The sequence below is a fragment of the Gordonia zhenghanii genome (assembly GCF_021738965.1).
Lineage (GTDB): Bacteria > Actinomycetota > Actinomycetes > Mycobacteriales > Mycobacteriaceae > Gordonia > Gordonia zhenghanii.
Genome location: NZ_JAKKOQ010000006.1, coordinates 308,743 through 325,328, shown reverse-complemented (window position 1 = coordinate 325,328; position 16,586 = coordinate 308,743). Strand labels below are relative to the sequence as shown.

The following is a 16,586-nucleotide window of genomic DNA, read 5'->3' as shown; positions in this document are numbered from 1 at the left end:
AAGTTCAGATGCGGCTGAGAACGCGCCGTCATCGTCGAGCGCGAACCGCCTCGGCCACCATCTCCGAGATCTCGGTGAACTTGATTCGCGGCCGGCCTACCGCCTGGCCACGGGCCCGTTCCGCACGGTCGATCGCAGCGACGCCCGCATAGTCGATCGGCGTCGTCCGGCTGGCGGCCAACGCCGCGAAATCGGCTGCTGTCCGTGCCGTCCGCACGAGTCTGCCCGCGGCAGCGTCGGCGATGAACGCCTCGACTGCGCCGATCGCGTGCTGTCTGTTGGCTCCGATGCCGCCGCGCGCTCCTCGCGCCGCCCAGCCGAGCGCGTACTGCCCGGGGACGGGGGTGCCGTCGGCCCCGAGGATCCGGCCGTCGGCGGTCGGGATCGTCCCGACCTCGGCGTCGAACGGAAGTCCGGCGATCTCGACACCGCGGTACCCGACCGACCGAACCACGAGGCCTGCGGCGATCCGGTGACTGTGTCCACTCGTGACGACGTCCACACCGCCCACCTGATCGGACTCGTCGGGGACGATCTCGCTGACCGCGGTGGTGAACAGGAAGACGATGCGGCGTCGCTCCGGGTCCGCCGGTCGATCGAGCGCGAGGTCCCGCACCAGCGCGGGGTCGTCACATGCGATCACGTCGACGTCTGTCATCGCTTCCAGCGCGCGATACTCAGCGGGTGTGTAGGCCGCGTGCTCGGGTCCGCGCCGTCCGAGGAGCACCACTTCGTGGACATTCTGACTTCGCAGCAGATGCAGCGCCCGATCTGCGATGTCGGTGGCTGCCAGCTCCTCGGGCGACGACACGAGGATCCGGGCGACGTCGAGTGCGACGTTGCCCGTCCCGACGATCACCGCCCGCGAGCATCCGTCGACGCGGATGTCGCCGAACGCTTCCGGCGCAGCGTTGTACCAACCGACGAGATCGGTGGCCGACGTCGATCCGGGCAGGTCCTCGCCCGGCACGCCCAGTGGTTTGGACGCGGGCGCGCCCACCGCGTAGAAGACGGCGTCGAAATGGTCTGCCAGTTCGGCTGGAGCCACCTCCGCCGGGCCGTCACCGACGCCCAGGCCGCCGATCATCGTCGTGCGCGGATGCCGGTACAGAAGGTCGAACGTCTTGAGCACACGTCTGGTACCCGGGTGGTCGGGGGCGACGCCCGCGCGCACGAGTCCGCCTGGCGTCGGAAGACGGTCGATCATCGTGACCGTCGCGTCGGTGCGTCCGATCAGGGTCTGCAGTGCGTAGCCGCCGGACGGCCCGGTGCCGACGACGGCCACCCGCAGACCCGCATCCAGTCGCGGGATCTCCGGATACACGACGTTCGACCAACCCGATGAGATGTCGGGGTTATCGCGGTAATAGGACGCGTTCACCTCGATGAACACTCGATCACGCTCGCCGAGTCGGTCCGCTGGATAGATCGCGTCCACCGGGCAGGCATCCGCGCAGGCGCCGCAGTCGATACAGGCGACCGGGTCGACGTGCAGGATGTCGGACGTGCCGTAACCGGGTTCGTCCGGGGTCGGGTGGATGCAGTTGACCGGGCAGACCGCGACGCACGAGGCGTCGCTGCAACAGGACTGCGTGATGACGTGGACCATGCGAATTCAGATCATGTGGACGCGACGATAGTTCTGACGCGCGGCGGGCGTCAGTAGGCCGACCTCGTCGAGGAACTCCATCAGGTGGGTGCAGTTGCTCCGGACCATCGCGTGGAAGTGCTTGTTGGTGCGACGTTCGGCCAGCGCGCGCTCGGCGTCGAGTCCGGCGTCGGCGTACGCCTGCGGCTGGACCAGGTTCGCCACGATCTCCCTGGCGCCGAGTGAGGTGTACAGCGCACAGAATGCGCGCTTCCTCGGCGACATGTCTGCCACCGACGCGCGCACCTGTTCGCGCGCATACTTCATGTGCCTGGATTCTTCGAGGACGTGGATCTCGTTGATCGTGCGAATGAACGGGAGGACCCGGTCGTCACGCATGCAGCCGCGCTGGAACACGTCGAGGACCTCTTCGGCCACGAGGATGCCTGCGTACGCGACCGCCCCGCGCGCCGTGTACGCGAACACTCGGCCCAGCCGTCCGATCGCGGGGCCCGGCCGGTACGAGGTGCCGACCATCTTCTCCGACGCCTTCGCGAACATGATCGAGTGCCTGCATTCGTCCGCGACCTCGGTGAGCGCGAACTGGAACTCCGGCCGGTGGTACGCACCCAGGTACTGATCGCGGAAGACCAACTCTTGCAAGATCATCTCGAACCAGATGCCGACGGTCATGATCGAGGCGAACTCGTGGCGAGTGAGCGCGACCCGTTGCGCGTCGGTCAGTTCGTCCCAGAAGTCGGTGCCGTACAGCGTCGACCATTCCGGGCTGCAGCCGTACTGATCGGGGTCCATCGGCTGCGACCAGTCGATCTCGGTCATCGCGTTGCGGGACAGTCGCGCGGCGGATGCGAGCAGGCGTTCGGACACCTCGTCGGCTCCGCGGTCGGGGGTACTCGTCGCCGGTGTCTCGATAGCAGTCACAGAAAAGCCTCCATTGACTGATGTGACAATTTCTATTGTCACGATAACACCCATGTGAAGCGAGTCAAGGGGTCTAGTAATATTACTGAGGAGTAACTAGAATCTGCGGGTAGACATCGCAGGTCAATCACCTGAATCACTCGAACGAGGGAGCATCATGTCGTCGATCTTCATCAGCGGTGGAGCCGCAGGAATCGGCCTGGCCACGGCGAAACTGTTCCGTGCACACGGCTGGACGGTCGGCATCTACGACGTGAGTGTCGAAGCCCTCGCCGCCGCGAAGGCCGCCGACCCCGAGCTCATCACCGGCGTGCTCGACGTCCGCGACCCAGAGCAGTGGGACATCGCTCTCGCCGACTTCACATCGCACACCGGCGGACAACTCGACGTCCTCGACAACAATGCAGGCATCCTCCTGTCCGGGAAGGTCGCCGACATCTCCCCCGAGGCGATCAAGGCGCAGATCGACATCGACGCGCTCGGCGTCACCCTCGGCGCCCGCGCCGCGCACCCCTACCTCAAGGCCACACCCGGATCGCACCTGGTGAACATCGCGTCCGCGTCCGCGATCTACGGCCAGCCCGGCATCGCGACGTACAGCGCGACCAAGTTCTACGTCGCGGGCCTCACCGAGGCTCTCGAACTCGAATGGCAGGACGACGACATCCGCGCCGTCTCCATCTGGCCGCTCTGGGCCAAGACGGCACTCGCCGCCGACACCGACGCCAAGAGCACCCAGACCCTCGGCGTCCGGCTCACCGCCGACGACGTCGCCGCGAAGGTGTGGGAATCGGTCCACCCGACGGCCGTCGACAAGCTGATGCGACGCACGAGCTACTCCGTCGGCGTCCAGACCACGGTCCTCGGCAACGCCGCCAAGTTCATCCCGAACGTCCTCAACCGCGGCGTCAACAAGTTCCTCGCGCAGTAAGCGCTGGGTCGAACGACCTTAAGACCGCTAACCCTCTCGTTGGTGTCACTGGGTGACACCAACGAGAGGGTTAGCGGCGAACTGCCGTCTTCGTAACGCGAAACGGCTGCGGCCGACGAGTCGTAACTCGTCGGCCGCAGCCGTTCACATCGGTTCGTCGCGAGTAGTCTCAGCGACGGTCGAGATCGACGAGGCCGAGCTTGACGGCCTTGACGAGACGACGCGGCACGCGCTGCGTGACGCCGTTGAACTTCTCTTCCTGCAGCGGAGCATTGTCTGCCTTCCACTGCGACCGACGACTGCGGGTGTTCGCCCGCGACATCCGGCGCTTCGGTACTGCCATGGTTCTCGCCCTTCCTCACGTTCGGCGCGGGTATGGGTCCGGGTCTGTCCCGACCCGCCTCGCCCGCTGATCGCCTGTATCCACGGCAATCCGACCGCGGCACACAACCTGAACAGATTAACCGGCCGAAGCCTCGCATGGCAAAACGCGAGAGGTGAGACCTTCGACATGCAGTGACGGAACCTAGTATTGCGGGGTGTCAGGCGTCGTCTCCGGGTTCACCGTGATCTTCATAATCGTCGGTCTCGGGTACCTGCTCGGGCGCACCGGCGCTTTGGGCGACCACGCCTCCACCACGCTCTCCCGGCTTGTCTTCTTCGTGTGCACACCCGCACTCCTGGTCCATTCGCTGGCGACGAGTGACCTGTCGGCGGTCTTCTCCTCGACGCTCGCCATCGCGTCGATCAGTGCGCTGTCCGTCGGGCTCGTGTATCTCGTCGTCGCACGTCTGTGGCTGCGACGCGAGATCCCCGAACTGGTGGTCGGCGCGCTGTCGTCGTCGTACGTGAACACCGTCAACCTCGGCCTGCCGATCGCGATCTTCGTCCTCGACGACGAGTCGTTCATCGCTCCTCTGCTGCTCTTCCAGATCGTGTTCTACTCACCTGTCGCGTTGGCGACCCTCGATCTGACCGCACTCGACGGGTCGACGCGGACATCGGTGTGGCGGACGGTCGCTGTGCCGTTGCGCAACCCGATCCTGATCGGCGGCGCGGTCGGACTGATCGTGTCGGTGTCGGGATGGACACCTCCCCAATCGATCCTCGAGTCGGCCGACATGCTCGGTCGGGCGTCGGCGCCGCTCGCCCTGCTCGCATTCGGGCTCACACTGACCGGCGTGACCGTGTTCAAGAAAGGCGAGAGCCCCCGCCGCGACATCGTCTTGGCCTCGATCCTCAAGATGTTCGCGATGCCGCTCATCGCATATGCGACGGCCCGCTGGATGTTCGGCCTGACCGGCCACAAATTGTTCGGCCAAGTGGTGATCGCCGCGCTTCCGACCGCACAGAACGTCCTCGTGTACGCGACCCGCTATCGGCACGGCGAGATCCTCGCCCGCGACTCCGCACTCGTGACGACGCTGCTGTCGATCCCGGTGATCGCCGTAACCGCCTGGCTGCTGACGTAATAGCAGCCTCAGCTACCTGGCCGCAGCATCAATGCGTCTTAGCACCATGGGCACAGGCTGCTAAGACGCAATGGGTGTGCGGCGAGAGAGTTGAGGCTGCGCACCGAGACCGGGTCTCGACTCCGCTCGACCAGCGAGGGGAGCGGTCACGGGTTGGGTCTCGACTCCGCTCGACCAGCGAGGGGGCGGTCACGCAGTCGGCTCACCGACCTGCACACCTGCCGCCACCGCCGCCTCCCGGTAGGCGGTGGCCAACGAGGAGACGGTCTCGTGGGCGTTGAGGCCGCTCGGGTTCGACAGAACCCACAGATTCGCGCCGCCCAAACCTTCCGGCTGCTCGCCGACGGTGGCCTTCGACGCCCCGAACGCCGTGCGATACGCCGTGACACCGAGGATCGCGAGAACGCGCGGACGCACTCGCTCGACCGTCCTGACCAGCTTCTCCCCGCCGTCGACGAACTCGTCGCGGGACAGCTCGGACGCCTTCGCCGTCGCACGGGCCACCACGTTGGTGACCCCGATCCCGGCATCGACGAGCGTGGCAGTGTCCGCTGCGGACAGTCCGTCGGACGCGTCGATCAGGTGGTCCGTGATGCCCGCGGCGTAGAGCGCCGGATAGAAGCGGTTGCCCGGGCGCGCGAACGGTGCTCCCGTCGCGGCCGTCCACAGACCGGGGTTGATCCCGCAGATCAGCAGTCGGCAGTCGGGTCCGATCAGATCCGGAACCGTCCGGTCGGCGAACGCTAGGAGCTCGGCACGCGTGAAGCTCACCGCGCGCGTCGTGCCCGCAGGTAGTCGCCGACGACCGCCGCGCCGAGCCCGTCGATGTCCGGAGCGACGACCCGTCCGCCGATCCGACGGGCGATGCGGTCGATGAAGTTCGCCAGACCCGCGTCGTCGCCGAGCCGGAAGAACGTGATCTGAGTGCCCATCCGGGCGAGGTGATCGAGTTCGCGCACGGTGAGCCCGATGGTCTGCGGGTGCGGCGGATACCAGAAGAACGCCTCGCCGTCGGATTCGAGATGAGCTGTCGGCTCGCCGTCGGTCACGATCAGCAGCACGGGTTGCGCATTCGGGAACCGGCGGAGGTGTCGGTGCGCGAGCATGAGCGCGTGGTGCAGGTTGGTGCCCTGCTCCATCCGCGGTTCGAGGCCGGTCAGTTCGTCGACGGTCGTCGACCGTGCATGCCTGCCGAACTCGATCAGGTGCAGTTCGTCGGACCGGAACCGGGTCGAGATCAACTGGTTCAACGCGAGCGCCGTCCGCTTCATCGGCGTCCACCGCCCCTCCATCACCATGGAGAACGAGGTGTCGACGAGGAGGACCACCGCGGCGTGCGTCCGGGCCTCGGTCTCGGTGACCTCGACGTCGCGCACGTCGATCCGCACCCCGCGGGACGCGTCCTGCCGATCGGTCGCCGTCCGCAGCACCGCGTTGGTCACGGTGCGCGTGACGTCCCACTGTTCGGTGTCGCCGAACGCCCACTCGCGGGTCGCGCCGGTCGGCTCGCCGAGCCTGCCCGCGAGGTCGGTGCGACGGTCCCCTCCTCGCGATGACAGCTGTGCGGCGACGTCCCGCAGGATCGACTGGCCGAGGCGACGCATCGCCTTCGGACTGAGCTTAAGGCTGCCGTCCGAGTCGCGCCGAAAGAAGCCCTGATCGCGCAGCGCCTTCTCGAGGTCGGACAGCGTCCGCGCGTCGGCGGCCGCCTCGTCCCCGAGTTGGCGAGCGAGGGCATCGAGGTCGATGTCCTCCATCTGGGCGCCCGCATAGCCTTGCGACAGCTGCTCACCGAGTTCTTCGAGTTCGGCGATGTCGCGGAGCGCGGCGGCGCCCTCCCCCATCCCCATCGGCGCATCGCCGGAGAACTCCTGCGATCCGCCCCAGTTCAGGTCGGGGCGCGCCTGCCGCAACGCGTCGTCCATCTGTCCGAGCGCGTTCATCAGCTCCGGCGACCCGAACGCCTGCTGCGACAGCTCCGCCAACTCGGCCTGCTGCTCCGGGCTGAGCGAGTTGAAGAACTGTTGGGCCGCCGCGGACCGGCGGGCCAACGCGTCGATGAGCTCGTCGATGTTCTCCGGGCCTTCGGGGAAGAACTCGCCGTGCTTGTCCATGAACTCGTCGAAATCCGACCGCGAGTCCTGCCCTGCGTTGTGCTTGGCAAGCAACTCGTTGAGGTCGCCGAGCATGTCGGAGATCCGCTGCCGGTCTTCGTCGGTCGCGCCTTCGAGCGCCTCCTTCATGCCGTCGAACCGCTGGTCGAGAGCTTCGCGGCCGAGGAGGTCGGAGATCTTCTCGTAGTCGGCGCGGGCCTGCGGGCTGCGCCAGTCGTAGTCGGCGAGCTCGCGCACCGCCTGCGCCGTCGACGCGGGCAGACTGCCGATCTGCATCTCGGCGAAGCGCGCGTCGTCGTCGAGGTCCCGCGCAAGTTGCTTTCGTTCGTTGAGGACGGCCGAATCGAGGAGTTCGCGGATCTCGTCGAACGTGCCGTCGAGGTTCCGGCTGCGCAAGAGTTCACGACGTCGCCGGTTCGCCTCCTCGGCGAGCCGGTCGAGTCCGCGCGCAGACGATCCGCCGCGACGCAGGAACTCTCGCATCGCACGCTCGGGCGAGACGCCTTCCATGACGTCGTCGCCGATCGCACGCAACGCCTCCCTCAGGTCGACAGGCGGAGCGAGCGGATCAGGTCCACCCGTGTACCGGCTGTACCTGGAACGGTGGAAACGGTTACGCGCCATCACGTTCGAGTTCGTCGTCGGACGAGACCACCGAATAGGCCGTCCGCCCGTAGTCGTCCTCGTCCTTACCGATACGACGCGCCAAGTACAGGCCTTCCAGCGCCAACTCGAGTGCGCTGGCTCGTTCGGCGGGCTCGAGCGCGTCGAGTCGGCTCGCGATCTCGTCGAGCACTTTGAGCACCTCAGCCCCGTCGCCGATCGCATCGACGACATCGGTCGCCGGAACGCGATCACCGGTCAGGACGGGATGCCCGGCGTCGAGGGCGTCGACGAGCGGACGCATGTCGACGCCGCCGAGATGCGCGCGTACGACGTCGGCGACGGACTTGCGGAGCAGGTAGTCGAGGATTTCGAGTTCGCGGCCCTCTTCACCCGACTCGAACTCGACCTTGCCGCGCAGTACTTCGATGACCGACTGGAGGTCGACGGGGCGAGCGACCGGCAGTTCCTCGCCGGTCACCGCGGCCCGGTGCAGCGCGGCGGCGGCGACGGTCTCGGCCGCGGCGATCGAGAAGCGAGCGGAGACGCCGGACCGCTGGTCGATCGACGGATGCTCACGCGCATACCTGGTGAACCGGGCGAGCGCTTCGACGAGATACGTGGGGACGCTCGCGACGAGGTCGGCCTCCTGCTCGACGACGTCGATCTCATCGTCGAGGTCAAGGGGGTAATGCGTGCGGATCTCGGCGCCGAACCGGTCCTTGAGCGGGGTGATGATGCGGCCGCGGTTGGTGTAGTCCTCCGGGTTGGCGCTCGCGGTGACGAGCACGTCGAGGGGCAACCGCAGGCTGTAGCCGCGGATCTGGACGTCGCGCTCCTCCATCACGTTGAGCATCGACACCTGGATGCGTTCGGCGAGGTCCGGCAGCTCGTTGATGGCGACGATGCCCCGGTGAGCACGCGGGATCAGACCGAAATGGATGGTCTCCGGGTCGCCCAGGCTGCGTCCTTCGGCGACCTTCATCGGATCGATGTCGCCGACGAGGTCGGCGACCGAGGTGTCCGGCGTAGCGAGCTTCTCGCTGTACCGCTCGCTGCGGTGCCGCCACTCGATCGGAAGGTCGTCGCCGAGGTCGTCCGCGCGACGGATGGACTCGGGCAGGATCGGCTCGTACGGATGCTCGTCGAGGTCGGATCCGGCGATCACCGGCGTCCACTCGTCGAGAAGTCCGACGAGCGTGCGCAGCAGGCGCGTCTTGCCCTGGCCTCGCTCGCCGAGCATGACGACGTCGTGTCCGGCGATGAGTGCGCGCTCGAGCTGCGGGATCACGGTGTCGTCGAAACCGACGACGCCGGGCCATGGATCACCGCCGGAGCGGAGGTCGCTCAGCAGATTGTGCCGGATCTCGTCGCGCACACTGCGCTGCACGTGATCGGTGGCGCGAAGCTCGCCGAGAGTACTGATCTGGGAGGGTCGGGTTGATTCGTCAGGCACGTGATCCACGCTACCCTCAGATTCCAGATCCGCTACGGGACAAGACCGAATGCACCGGTCAACGCTCGACGCCGAGGGGCTCCGCCGGATGGTCCGGACCGATCAGGCCCTGCGGACCGACGGGGCGATCACCACGCAACGTGACCCGGTGCATGACGCGACGCTGCGTGTAATCGCGGTTCGCGTAGTGGGCGGTGCTCCGGTTGTCCCACAAGACGACGTCACCCAGGCTCCACCGGTGCCGCACGATATGCTCGGGCTTGGTCAGGTGCGCGTAGAACGCGTCGAGCAGTCCGCGACTCTCCCCATCGGACACGCCCTCGATGTGCGAGGTGAATCCGGGATTGACGAACAACGCCTTGCGGCCGGTCTCCGGGTGGATGCGCACGACCGGTTGCCGGACGGGCGGCAGGCTGGTGACCTCTTCGCCGTCCCACAGATTGCCTCTGCCTGATCGACGCTGACGCAGGTAGTAGCCGAATTCTCGATCACCGTCGTGCACGGCGACGAGTTCGTCGGCGAGCCGCTGCAGCGGCGAAGACAGCGATGCGTAGGCGGCCTCGCTGTCGGCCCAGTTGGTGTCGCCGCCGAAGTCGGGCAGGACCACGGGTCGCAGGATCGACGCGGCGGGCGGGCGCGGCATGAAAGTCACATCGGTGTGCCAGACGTCGGCGAACCCGTTGTCGGTGCTGTCGAGCGAGTACATCTCGGCCGGCACGTCGGAGCCGCTGTCCCACACGGGGTGCCCCGCGGTCACGTCGCCGAGCCGGGTCGCGAACTCGACGTGCTCGGCGTCCGTGAGGTCCTGCCCGCGCAGGACGAGCACCTTGTACTCGGCGAGCGCGACCCGCACCGCGGCGATCTGCGAGGCCGTCGCCGACGCGATGTCGACCCCGGAGATCTCGGCGCCGTGGGTCGGTCCGAGCCGGGCGACGTCGAGTTCGACGCCGGAGGTGATACCTGCTGTGCGTTCGATGATCTGACTGACTGTGCTCACGTTTCGAGCATGCCGCGCGGCCTGTCCGGCGAGAAGGGTTACGACCGCCGCAGGTCTAATCGACGAACGACGGGTCGCGTCCGATGAACGCGGCCAGTGCGACGACCGGATCGGCGTCGTCGGGCACCGCGCACGCCGGCCCGTACTGGCCGGAGGAACGCAGCACCTCCTCCATCGCCGACAGCCCGTCCCGGAGCTCCGTCGCGAACCCGGGGTCCAGGTCGGGACGGCGCCCACCCGCCTGAGCGAGGTCCCACGTGTGCATGAAGACGTCTGCGGTGTAGAACCGGTCCACCGCGACGCGCAGCGGCGACGTGCCGACGTACGGATGCGTGAAGTCGCGATCGGCGTCCTCGCCGTCGAGCAGCGCCTGGACCGACGCCGAGTGCTGCGCCCACGCCTGCACCGGATCGTCAGTCGTCACAGCGGGCAGGTCCACGCCGCCCGCCGCCAGGAACGTCGGGAACCAGTCGACGAGATGACCGACGACGTCGCGCGCCGCCCATTCGGGCACCGGGCTCGGCGCCGACCAGTCCGTCGTCGCGCCCACCTCTGCGGTGAAGCCGGCAGCGACGACGCGGTGACGTTCGGCAGGCGACAGCTCGCCGAGCGCGCTCACGGCGCGACCGATCCGTCGGCGAGCAGCCCGTCGAGTTTCGCGTAGCCCTCGTCGACGCCGACCTCCATGCCCGACGCCAGCCAGGCGTCGCGGGCTTCGATGCTGTCGCACAACGACTGCGCGTGCAGTCGGGTACGTCCGCCGCCGAGGTCCTCGAAACGCAACGTCTCCAGCGCGACTGCGTCGGGCATGCCCTCGAACGTGAACGTCTGGACGATCACATCGTCGCCCACCGTGTGGAAGCAGCCGCGGAAGCCGTACTCCTCGCCGTCTCGTCCGGCGACGTACCGCCATTCGCCGCCGTCGCGGGCGTCCCAGGCAGTGATGCGGGTGTCCATGCCGTCCGGACCCACCCATCGGGCGAACAGGTCCTGGTCGACGTGCGCCTTGCGCAGTTGTGCGACCGTCGCCGTGAAATCACGGGTGATGCGGATGATCGGCAGCGACGGATCCGCCTCGATCGATGCTGTCGCGTGGCTGTGAATATTCATGATGCGGCCTCCGGCCTTGTGGTTGTTCATGATGCGTTCTCCTCCGCGTCTGCGATGCGGCGCTGATCGTCGGAGGTCTCGTTCATCTCGGCGAGCACTCCGTCCAATCGCTGGTACCGCTCTTCGGCGCGCTGGCGGTAGCGCTCGATCCATTTCGTCATCAGATCGAACACCTCCGCCTCCAGATGGACCGGACGACGCTGCGCGTCGCGGGTCCGAGTCACCAGGCCGGCCTCCTCGAGCACACGCAGATGCTTGGACACCGCCTGCAGACTCACCTCGTACGGCTCGGCCAACTCGTTCACCGTGGCGTCTTCTGCCGTCAACCGGGCGACGATGTCGCGTCGAGTGGGGTCGGCCAGGGCCGAGAACACTCGGGACAACTGATCTTCGGACATCACCTGAACTCCTTATTCAATGCTCCGGTTGAATATGAGTACACACCCGATCCTACGGCTTGTCAACCGTTTAGTTGAATATGATCAGAGGTGTGTACCGGGCAGGTAGTACCAGCGTCCGCCCATCCGTTCGAACGCACTGCGCTCGTGAAGCTCCCCCCTGCCGTCCGCGTCGCGATACACGGCGACGAACTCGACGATCCCGCCCGTATGGAACGGCGAACCGTCGACGACGTCGATGATCGCGAGGTGCAGCCACCGAATCTCCGGGTCGACGGGACACGACACCGGCCTCGTGTCGGGATGCCAACTGGCGAGCAGGTACGCCTCGTCGCCGACCGCGAACGCCGTGAATCTGCTGCGCATCAACGTTTCCGCAGTCGGCGGCGTCGCCACACCCGCCAAGTACCGACCACAGCACGCCGCCATCGTCTCGCCACTCCCGCACGGACACCGTCGTTGATCCACGAGAGCAAGGCTGCCACAGGCCCTTGACACACCACACGACCCGGTGACACGGTTAGTTAGTCAACTAACTAACCAAAGAACGGAGGGTGCTCATGATCGACGACAGCAGAGCCCTCTTCCAACAGATCGCCGACAGCGTGTCGGACTCGATCATCGACGGCAGCCTCGCCGAAGAGACCCGCGCACCGTCGACCAACGAACTGGCCGCCTTCTACCGAATCAATCCGGCCACTGCAGCGAAAGGCGTCAACATGCTGGTCGACAAGGGAATCCTCTACAAGCGCCGCGGCGTCGGCATGTTCGTGTCGACCGGCGCGCGCGACCTCCTCCGTCACGAACGCCAAGAGTCGTTCGCCGACCGATTCATCGAGCCCCTCCTCGGCGAAGCCGACCGCCTCGGACTCGCACCCGACGATCTCGTCGCACTGATCCGAGATCGAGCCCACCAGCACTCTCCAGCCCACCAGCACCCACAGGAAGGACACCCGCGATGACCGACACGTCCACCGCCGTCGCAGCAGTCAGCGCCCGCGGCCTCAGCAAGCACTACGGCGACACCGTCGCCCTCGACTCCGTCGACTTCGACATCCCCGCGAACACCATCTGCGGACTGTTCGGCCGCAACGGGGCAGGCAAGACGACGCTCATGTCGATCCTGACCGCGCAGAACTTCGCCAGTTCCGGCCAGGCCTGGGTGTTCGGGGAGGAACCGTACGAGAACCCGCGCGCCTTGAGCCGCATGTGCTTCGTCCGCGAGGGTCAGCGGTACCCCGACGACGCGCGCCCGGTCCACGCGTTCGCAGCCGCCGAACTGTTCTTCCCCAACTGGGACGCCGAGTTCGCTCAGCAGTTGATCGCGGAGTTCAGACTCCCACTCAAGACCCGTATCAAGAAGCTCTCGCGCGGACAGCTCTCGGCAGTCGGCGTGATCATCGGCCTCGCGTCGCGCGCCGAGATCACCTTCTTCGACGAGCCGTACCTCGGGCTCGACGCCGTCAGCAGGCAGATCTTCTACGACCGGTTGCTCGCCGACTACGCCGAGCATCCCCGCACCATCGTGCTCTCGAGCCACCTCATCGACGAGATCGCCGACCTCATCGAACGCGTCCTCGTCGTCGACGACGGTGCACTCGTCCTCGACGAAGACGCCGACGATCTCCGCGGCCGCGCCGTCACGGTCGTCGGGAACGCGAAGGCCGTCGACGAGTTCGTCGCAGGCCGCGAGGAACTCCACCGCGAGAGTCTCGGGCCGGTCGCCTCGTCGACCGTCCTCGGGACCATCGACGACGCCGACGCACGCCTGCTCGAACAGCTTCGCCTGACGACGTCGACGGTGTCATTGCAGGAGCTGATCGTCCGCTTCACCCAACACGCCGACCAGACGGGAGCACTCCGATGACCACCACCGCCCCCGCGGGACGCACACGCAGCGTGATCCGCATGCAGTTGCTCAACAAGCAGACCTTCGTCTGGCTGCCGTTGCTGATCCTGGGCAGCTCGTTCGCGATCAGCATGATGATCTACGCCATCGTGGCCTTCTCCGTCGACGACATGGACGAACCCATCTACGGCGGAGGCTCACAGGCGCCGCTCTGGTACTTCCTCGTGGTCGGCGTCCAGGCGCTGTCGTTCACGTTCCCGTTCTCGCAGGCCATGAGTATCACCCGTCGCGAGTACTTCCTCGGCACGTACGCGACCGCCACTCTCACCGCGACGACTCTCGCCGTCACATTCCTGGTCGGCGGCCTCATCGAACGGGCCACCGACGGGTGGGGCATCGACGGCTACTTCTTCTACCTGCCGTGGATCTGGGATCAAGGGCCGGTCGTCGCACTGCTCATGTACTTCACGATCGCGATGTTCGCGTTCGCAGTCGGCTTCCTGGCCGCCACCGTCTACAAGCGGTTCGGGACTCTGTGGCTGATCGTCGCAGGAGTCACGATCGTGCTCGCCATCGTCCTGGCCTGCTTCATCATCAGCCTGGCGGGTGGCTGGCCTGCCGTCGGCCAGTGGATCGTCGACCTTCGGCCGATCAGCCTCGTCGGAATCGTGTTCGTGCTCGACCTGCTGTTCGCCGGAACGTCGTATCTGGCACTGAGGCGGGCGACGCCGTAGTCGCTCACTTCGCACGCATCCGCTCATCTAGACGACGTTCGCTCCCCTCCCGAGGGGAGCGAACGTCGTCCAAGTGAGCGAGTCGCTCAGTGGGCGATCGATCAGTGAGCGAGTCGCTCAGTGGGCGAAGTGGCGTGAGCCTGTCAGGTACATGGTGACGCCCGCAGCCTTGGCGGCCTCGACCACCTCGTTGTCGCGGATCGATCCACCCGGCTGGACGACGGCGCGGACACCGCCGTCGATCAGCACCTGCAGACCGTCGGGGAACGGGAAGAACGCGTCCGACGCGCCGACCGATCCTTTGGCGCGGTCGCCTGCACGGTTCACCGCGAGGTGCGCCGAGTCGACGCGGTTGACCTGCCCCATGCCGACGCCGACCGACGCACCGTCGGCGGCGAGGAGGATCGCGTTCGACTTGACCGCGCGGCAGGCACGCCACGCGAAGACGAGGTCCGCGAGAGTCTTCTCGTCGGCCGCTTCGCCGGTCGCGAGCGTCCAGTTGGCCGGATCGTCGCCCTCGGCGTCGATCAGGTCGCGCTGCTGGAGCAGGACCCCGCCGGACACCGGGCGCATCTCGGCGACCGCGGTGCTCGGCGCTTCGGCGACCAGGATGCGGACGTTCTTCTTACGCTGCAGCACTTCGACGGCCCCGTCGGCGTACGACGGAGCGATGATGACCTCGGTGAAGATCTCGGCGACCTGCTCCGCCATCTCGACGCTGACCTCGCGGTTCGCGGCGATCACCCCGCCGTATGCGCTGACCGGATCGCACGCGTGAGCGCGTCGATGCGCTTCGGCGATGTTCGAGCCCACGGCGATGCCGCACGGGTTGGCGTGCTTGACGATCGCGACGGTGGGGTCGGCGTGGTCATGGGCGGCACGCCACGCGGCGTCGCCGTCGGTGAAGTTGTTGAACGACATCGCCTTGCCGTGAAGCTGCTCAGCCTGCGCAAGCCCGACCGGCCCCGACGTCGACGTGTACAGCGCGGCCGCCTGATGTGGGTTCTCGCCGTAGCGGAGGACGTCGGCGCGCTCCCAAGTGGCGCCCGTCCACACCGGGAAGTCGCTGGACTCGTCGGGCGAGACCACACTGCTCATCCACGAGGCGACGGCCACATCGTAGTCGGCCGTGTGACGGAAAGCCTTGGCTGCCAACGCCTTGCGCTCGGCCAACGAGAATCCGCCCGCGGCAACCGCTTCGGTGACCTGCGTGTAGTCGGACGGATCGACGACGACACCGACCGACGGATGGTTCTTGGCAGCGGCACGCACCATCGACGGACCGCCGATGTCGATCTGCTCGACGCACTCGTCCGGCGTCGCACCAGAGGCGACGGTCTCGGTGAACGGGTACAGGTTCACCACGACGAGCTCGAACGGGGCGATGCCCAGCTCGTCGAGCTGCGCCAAGTGATCTTCTTTACGAGTGTCGGCGAGGACGCCTGCGTGCACGCGAGGATGCAGCGTCTTGACGCGTCCCTCAAGGCATTCCGGGAAGCCGGTCAGTTCGCTGACCTCGATCACCGGCACGCCTGCGCCTGCGATCGTCTTGGCGGTGGACCCGGTGGAGACGATCTCGACGCCCGCTGCGTGCAGCGCGGTGGCGAGCTCGGGCAGTCCGGTCTTGTCGTAGACGCTGACCAGGGCGCGCCGCACGGCGCGACGATCTGCGGTTGCATTCACTTGAGGTGTGCCTTTCGTCCATCGGTGACAACGCCACGGGCGGCGAGCGCGTCCACCACTTCTGGCAGGAGTGCGCGCTCGACGGTCTTGATGCGTTCGTGCAGGCTGGCTTCGGTGTCGTCAGAGGTCACCTCGACGATCCGCTGGGCCAGAATCGGTCCGGTGTCCACCCCGTCGTCGACGAGATGGACGGTGGTACCGGTGATCTTGACGCCGTGTTCGAGCGCGTCGGCGACCCCGTGTGCGCCGGGGAACGACGGAAGCAGTGCAGGATGCGAGTTGACGACGCGACCCCCGAACCGCTGCAAGAACGCAGGACCGAGGATCTTCATGAATCCCGCGGTCACCACCCAGTCGGGCGCGAGTGCGGTCACGGCATCGGTCAGGACGCAGTCCCAGGCGGCCCGGTCGGGGTGTTCCTTGAGGATGCACTCGACGACCGGGATATCGGCGTCGGCCGCGATCTGCATCGCCGGACACGCCCGGTCGACGACGACACCGACCACGGTGAACGAGGCGTCCGCTGCGGCAGCATGGTCGATGATCGCCGCGAGCAGCGTGCCGGTCCCCGACGCGAGTACCACGACGGGCGAGCGGTCGAGATCCGCTGAGTCGTGGAGGGCGTCTGTCACGCCGACCAGTTTAGGGCATGCGATCAGGCGGCTCGGAGCGGTATCACCCGAGGCAGAACCGTTGTGGCGGACGCCAC

Annotated in this window: 18 protein-coding genes; 5 read left to right on the top strand and 13 right to left on the bottom strand. The window is 67.0% G+C overall.

What is annotated here, in order from left to right; translation table 11 throughout:
* Nucleotides 1-28: 28 nt before the first annotated feature.
* Both L5G32_RS08340 and L5G32_RS08335 read right to left on the bottom strand, forming a co-directional pair.
* The gene (locus L5G32_RS08340) at nt 29-1,609 is read right to left on the bottom strand and encodes an FAD-dependent oxidoreductase (RefSeq protein ID WP_237010562.1); all 1,581 of its coding nucleotides are present in this window, start codon (nt 1,607-1,609) and stop codon (nt 29-31) included.
* 6 nt (nt 1,610-1,615) lie between these two features.
* Nucleotides 1,616-2,584: an AurF N-oxygenase family protein gene (locus L5G32_RS08335; protein WP_265738790.1), complete on the bottom strand. Its 969-nt coding sequence runs from the start codon at nt 2,582-2,584 to the stop codon at nt 1,616-1,618.
* 103 nt (nt 2,585-2,687) lie between these two features.
* On the opposite strand from L5G32_RS08335, the gene L5G32_RS08330 reads away from it, so the two are divergent.
* Nucleotides 2,688-3,461, top strand: coding sequence for an SDR family oxidoreductase (locus L5G32_RS08330; protein ID WP_237010560.1), 774 nt, complete (start codon nt 2,688-2,690; stop codon nt 3,459-3,461).
* Between the two features lie 169 nt (nt 3,462-3,630).
* On the opposite strand, the gene rpmF is transcribed toward L5G32_RS08330, so the two are convergent.
* Nucleotides 3,631-3,804, bottom strand: a complete 174-nt coding sequence (gene rpmF / locus L5G32_RS08325) for a 50S ribosomal protein L32 (protein WP_237010559.1) — start codon at nt 3,802-3,804, stop codon at nt 3,631-3,633.
* A 196-nt stretch (nt 3,805-4,000) separates the two neighbouring features.
* Between rpmF and L5G32_RS08320 the strand changes: the two genes are divergently transcribed.
* Nucleotides 4,001-4,933, top strand: coding sequence for an AEC family transporter (locus L5G32_RS08320; RefSeq protein WP_237010558.1), 933 nt, complete (start codon nt 4,001-4,003; stop codon nt 4,931-4,933).
* A gap of 189 nt (nt 4,934-5,122) precedes the next feature.
* Here L5G32_RS08320 and mug read toward each other — a convergent pair whose 3' ends face one another.
* From mug to L5G32_RS08280, 8 genes are all read right to left on the bottom strand, one after another.
* Nucleotides 5,123-5,704 (bottom strand): G/U mismatch-specific DNA glycosylase, encoded by a 582-nt coding sequence (mug, locus tag L5G32_RS08315; RefSeq protein ID WP_237010557.1) that lies wholly within the window; start codon nt 5,702-5,704, stop codon nt 5,123-5,125.
* Nucleotides 5,701-7,671, bottom strand: a complete 1,971-nt coding sequence (locus L5G32_RS08310) for a VWA domain-containing protein (RefSeq protein ID WP_237010556.1) — start codon at nt 7,669-7,671, stop codon at nt 5,701-5,703. Before L5G32_RS08310 ends, mug begins: the two co-directional genes overlap by 4 nt.
* The gene (locus L5G32_RS08305) at nt 7,661-9,106 is read right to left on the bottom strand and encodes a sigma 54-interacting transcriptional regulator (protein ID WP_372491656.1); all 1,446 of its coding nucleotides are present in this window, start codon (nt 9,104-9,106) and stop codon (nt 7,661-7,663) included. The genes L5G32_RS08310 and L5G32_RS08305 overlap by 11 nt, the downstream gene beginning before the upstream one ends.
* A 58-nt stretch (nt 9,107-9,164) precedes the next feature.
* On the bottom strand, nt 9,165-10,103 hold the full coding sequence (locus L5G32_RS08300; protein ID WP_237010554.1) for a TauD/TfdA dioxygenase family protein: 939 nt from the start codon (nt 10,101-10,103) through the stop codon (nt 9,165-9,167).
* A 55-nt stretch (nt 10,104-10,158) separates the two neighbouring features.
* Nucleotides 10,159-10,722 (bottom strand): maleylpyruvate isomerase family mycothiol-dependent enzyme, encoded by a 564-nt coding sequence (locus tag L5G32_RS08295; protein ID WP_237010553.1) that lies wholly within the window; start codon nt 10,720-10,722, stop codon nt 10,159-10,161.
* Complete coding sequence (locus L5G32_RS08290; protein ID WP_372491655.1) at nt 10,719-11,243, bottom strand: SRPBCC domain-containing protein; 525 nt, start codon at nt 11,241-11,243, stop codon at nt 10,719-10,721. The genes L5G32_RS08295 and L5G32_RS08290 overlap by 4 nt, the downstream gene beginning before the upstream one ends.
* Nucleotides 11,240-11,611 carry an ArsR/SmtB family transcription factor gene (locus L5G32_RS08285; protein WP_237010552.1) on the bottom strand — a complete coding sequence of 124 codons (372 nt, stop codon included), beginning with the start codon at nt 11,609-11,611 and terminating at the stop codon, nt 11,240-11,242. Before L5G32_RS08285 ends, L5G32_RS08290 begins: the two co-directional genes overlap by 4 nt.
* Before the next feature lie 84 nt (nt 11,612-11,695).
* Nucleotides 11,696-12,040 carry a YchJ family protein gene (locus L5G32_RS08280; RefSeq protein WP_237010632.1) on the bottom strand — a complete coding sequence of 115 codons (345 nt, stop codon included), beginning with the start codon at nt 12,038-12,040 and terminating at the stop codon, nt 11,696-11,698.
* Nucleotides 12,041-12,171: 131 nt separating this feature from the next.
* On the opposite strand from L5G32_RS08280, the gene L5G32_RS08275 reads away from it, so the two are divergent.
* From L5G32_RS08275 to L5G32_RS08265, 3 genes are read left to right on the top strand one after another with little or no spacing between them, the layout of a single operon-like run.
* Complete coding sequence (locus L5G32_RS08275; RefSeq protein WP_237010551.1) at nt 12,172-12,573, top strand: GntR family transcriptional regulator; 402 nt, start codon at nt 12,172-12,174, stop codon at nt 12,571-12,573.
* A complete protein-coding gene (locus L5G32_RS08270; protein WP_237010550.1) occupies nt 12,570-13,478 on the top strand; it encodes an ATP-binding cassette domain-containing protein in 909 nt (302 codons plus the stop codon). The genes L5G32_RS08275 and L5G32_RS08270 overlap by 4 nt, the downstream gene beginning before the upstream one ends.
* Nucleotides 13,475-14,194, top strand: a complete 720-nt coding sequence (locus L5G32_RS08265) for a hypothetical protein (protein WP_237010549.1) — start codon at nt 13,475-13,477, stop codon at nt 14,192-14,194. The genes L5G32_RS08270 and L5G32_RS08265 overlap by 4 nt, the downstream gene beginning before the upstream one ends.
* 117 nt (nt 14,195-14,311) lie before the next feature.
* On the opposite strand, the gene purH is transcribed toward L5G32_RS08265, so the two are convergent.
* On the bottom strand, nt 14,312-15,877 hold the full coding sequence (gene purH / locus L5G32_RS08260) for a bifunctional phosphoribosylaminoimidazolecarboxamide formyltransferase/IMP cyclohydrolase (protein WP_237010548.1): 1,566 nt from the start codon (nt 15,875-15,877) through the stop codon (nt 14,312-14,314).
* On the bottom strand, nt 15,874-16,509 hold the full coding sequence (purN, locus tag L5G32_RS08255) for a phosphoribosylglycinamide formyltransferase (protein ID WP_237010547.1): 636 nt from the start codon (nt 16,507-16,509) through the stop codon (nt 15,874-15,876). Before purN ends, purH begins: the two co-directional genes overlap by 4 nt.
* Nucleotides 16,510-16,586 lie beyond the last annotated feature (77 nt).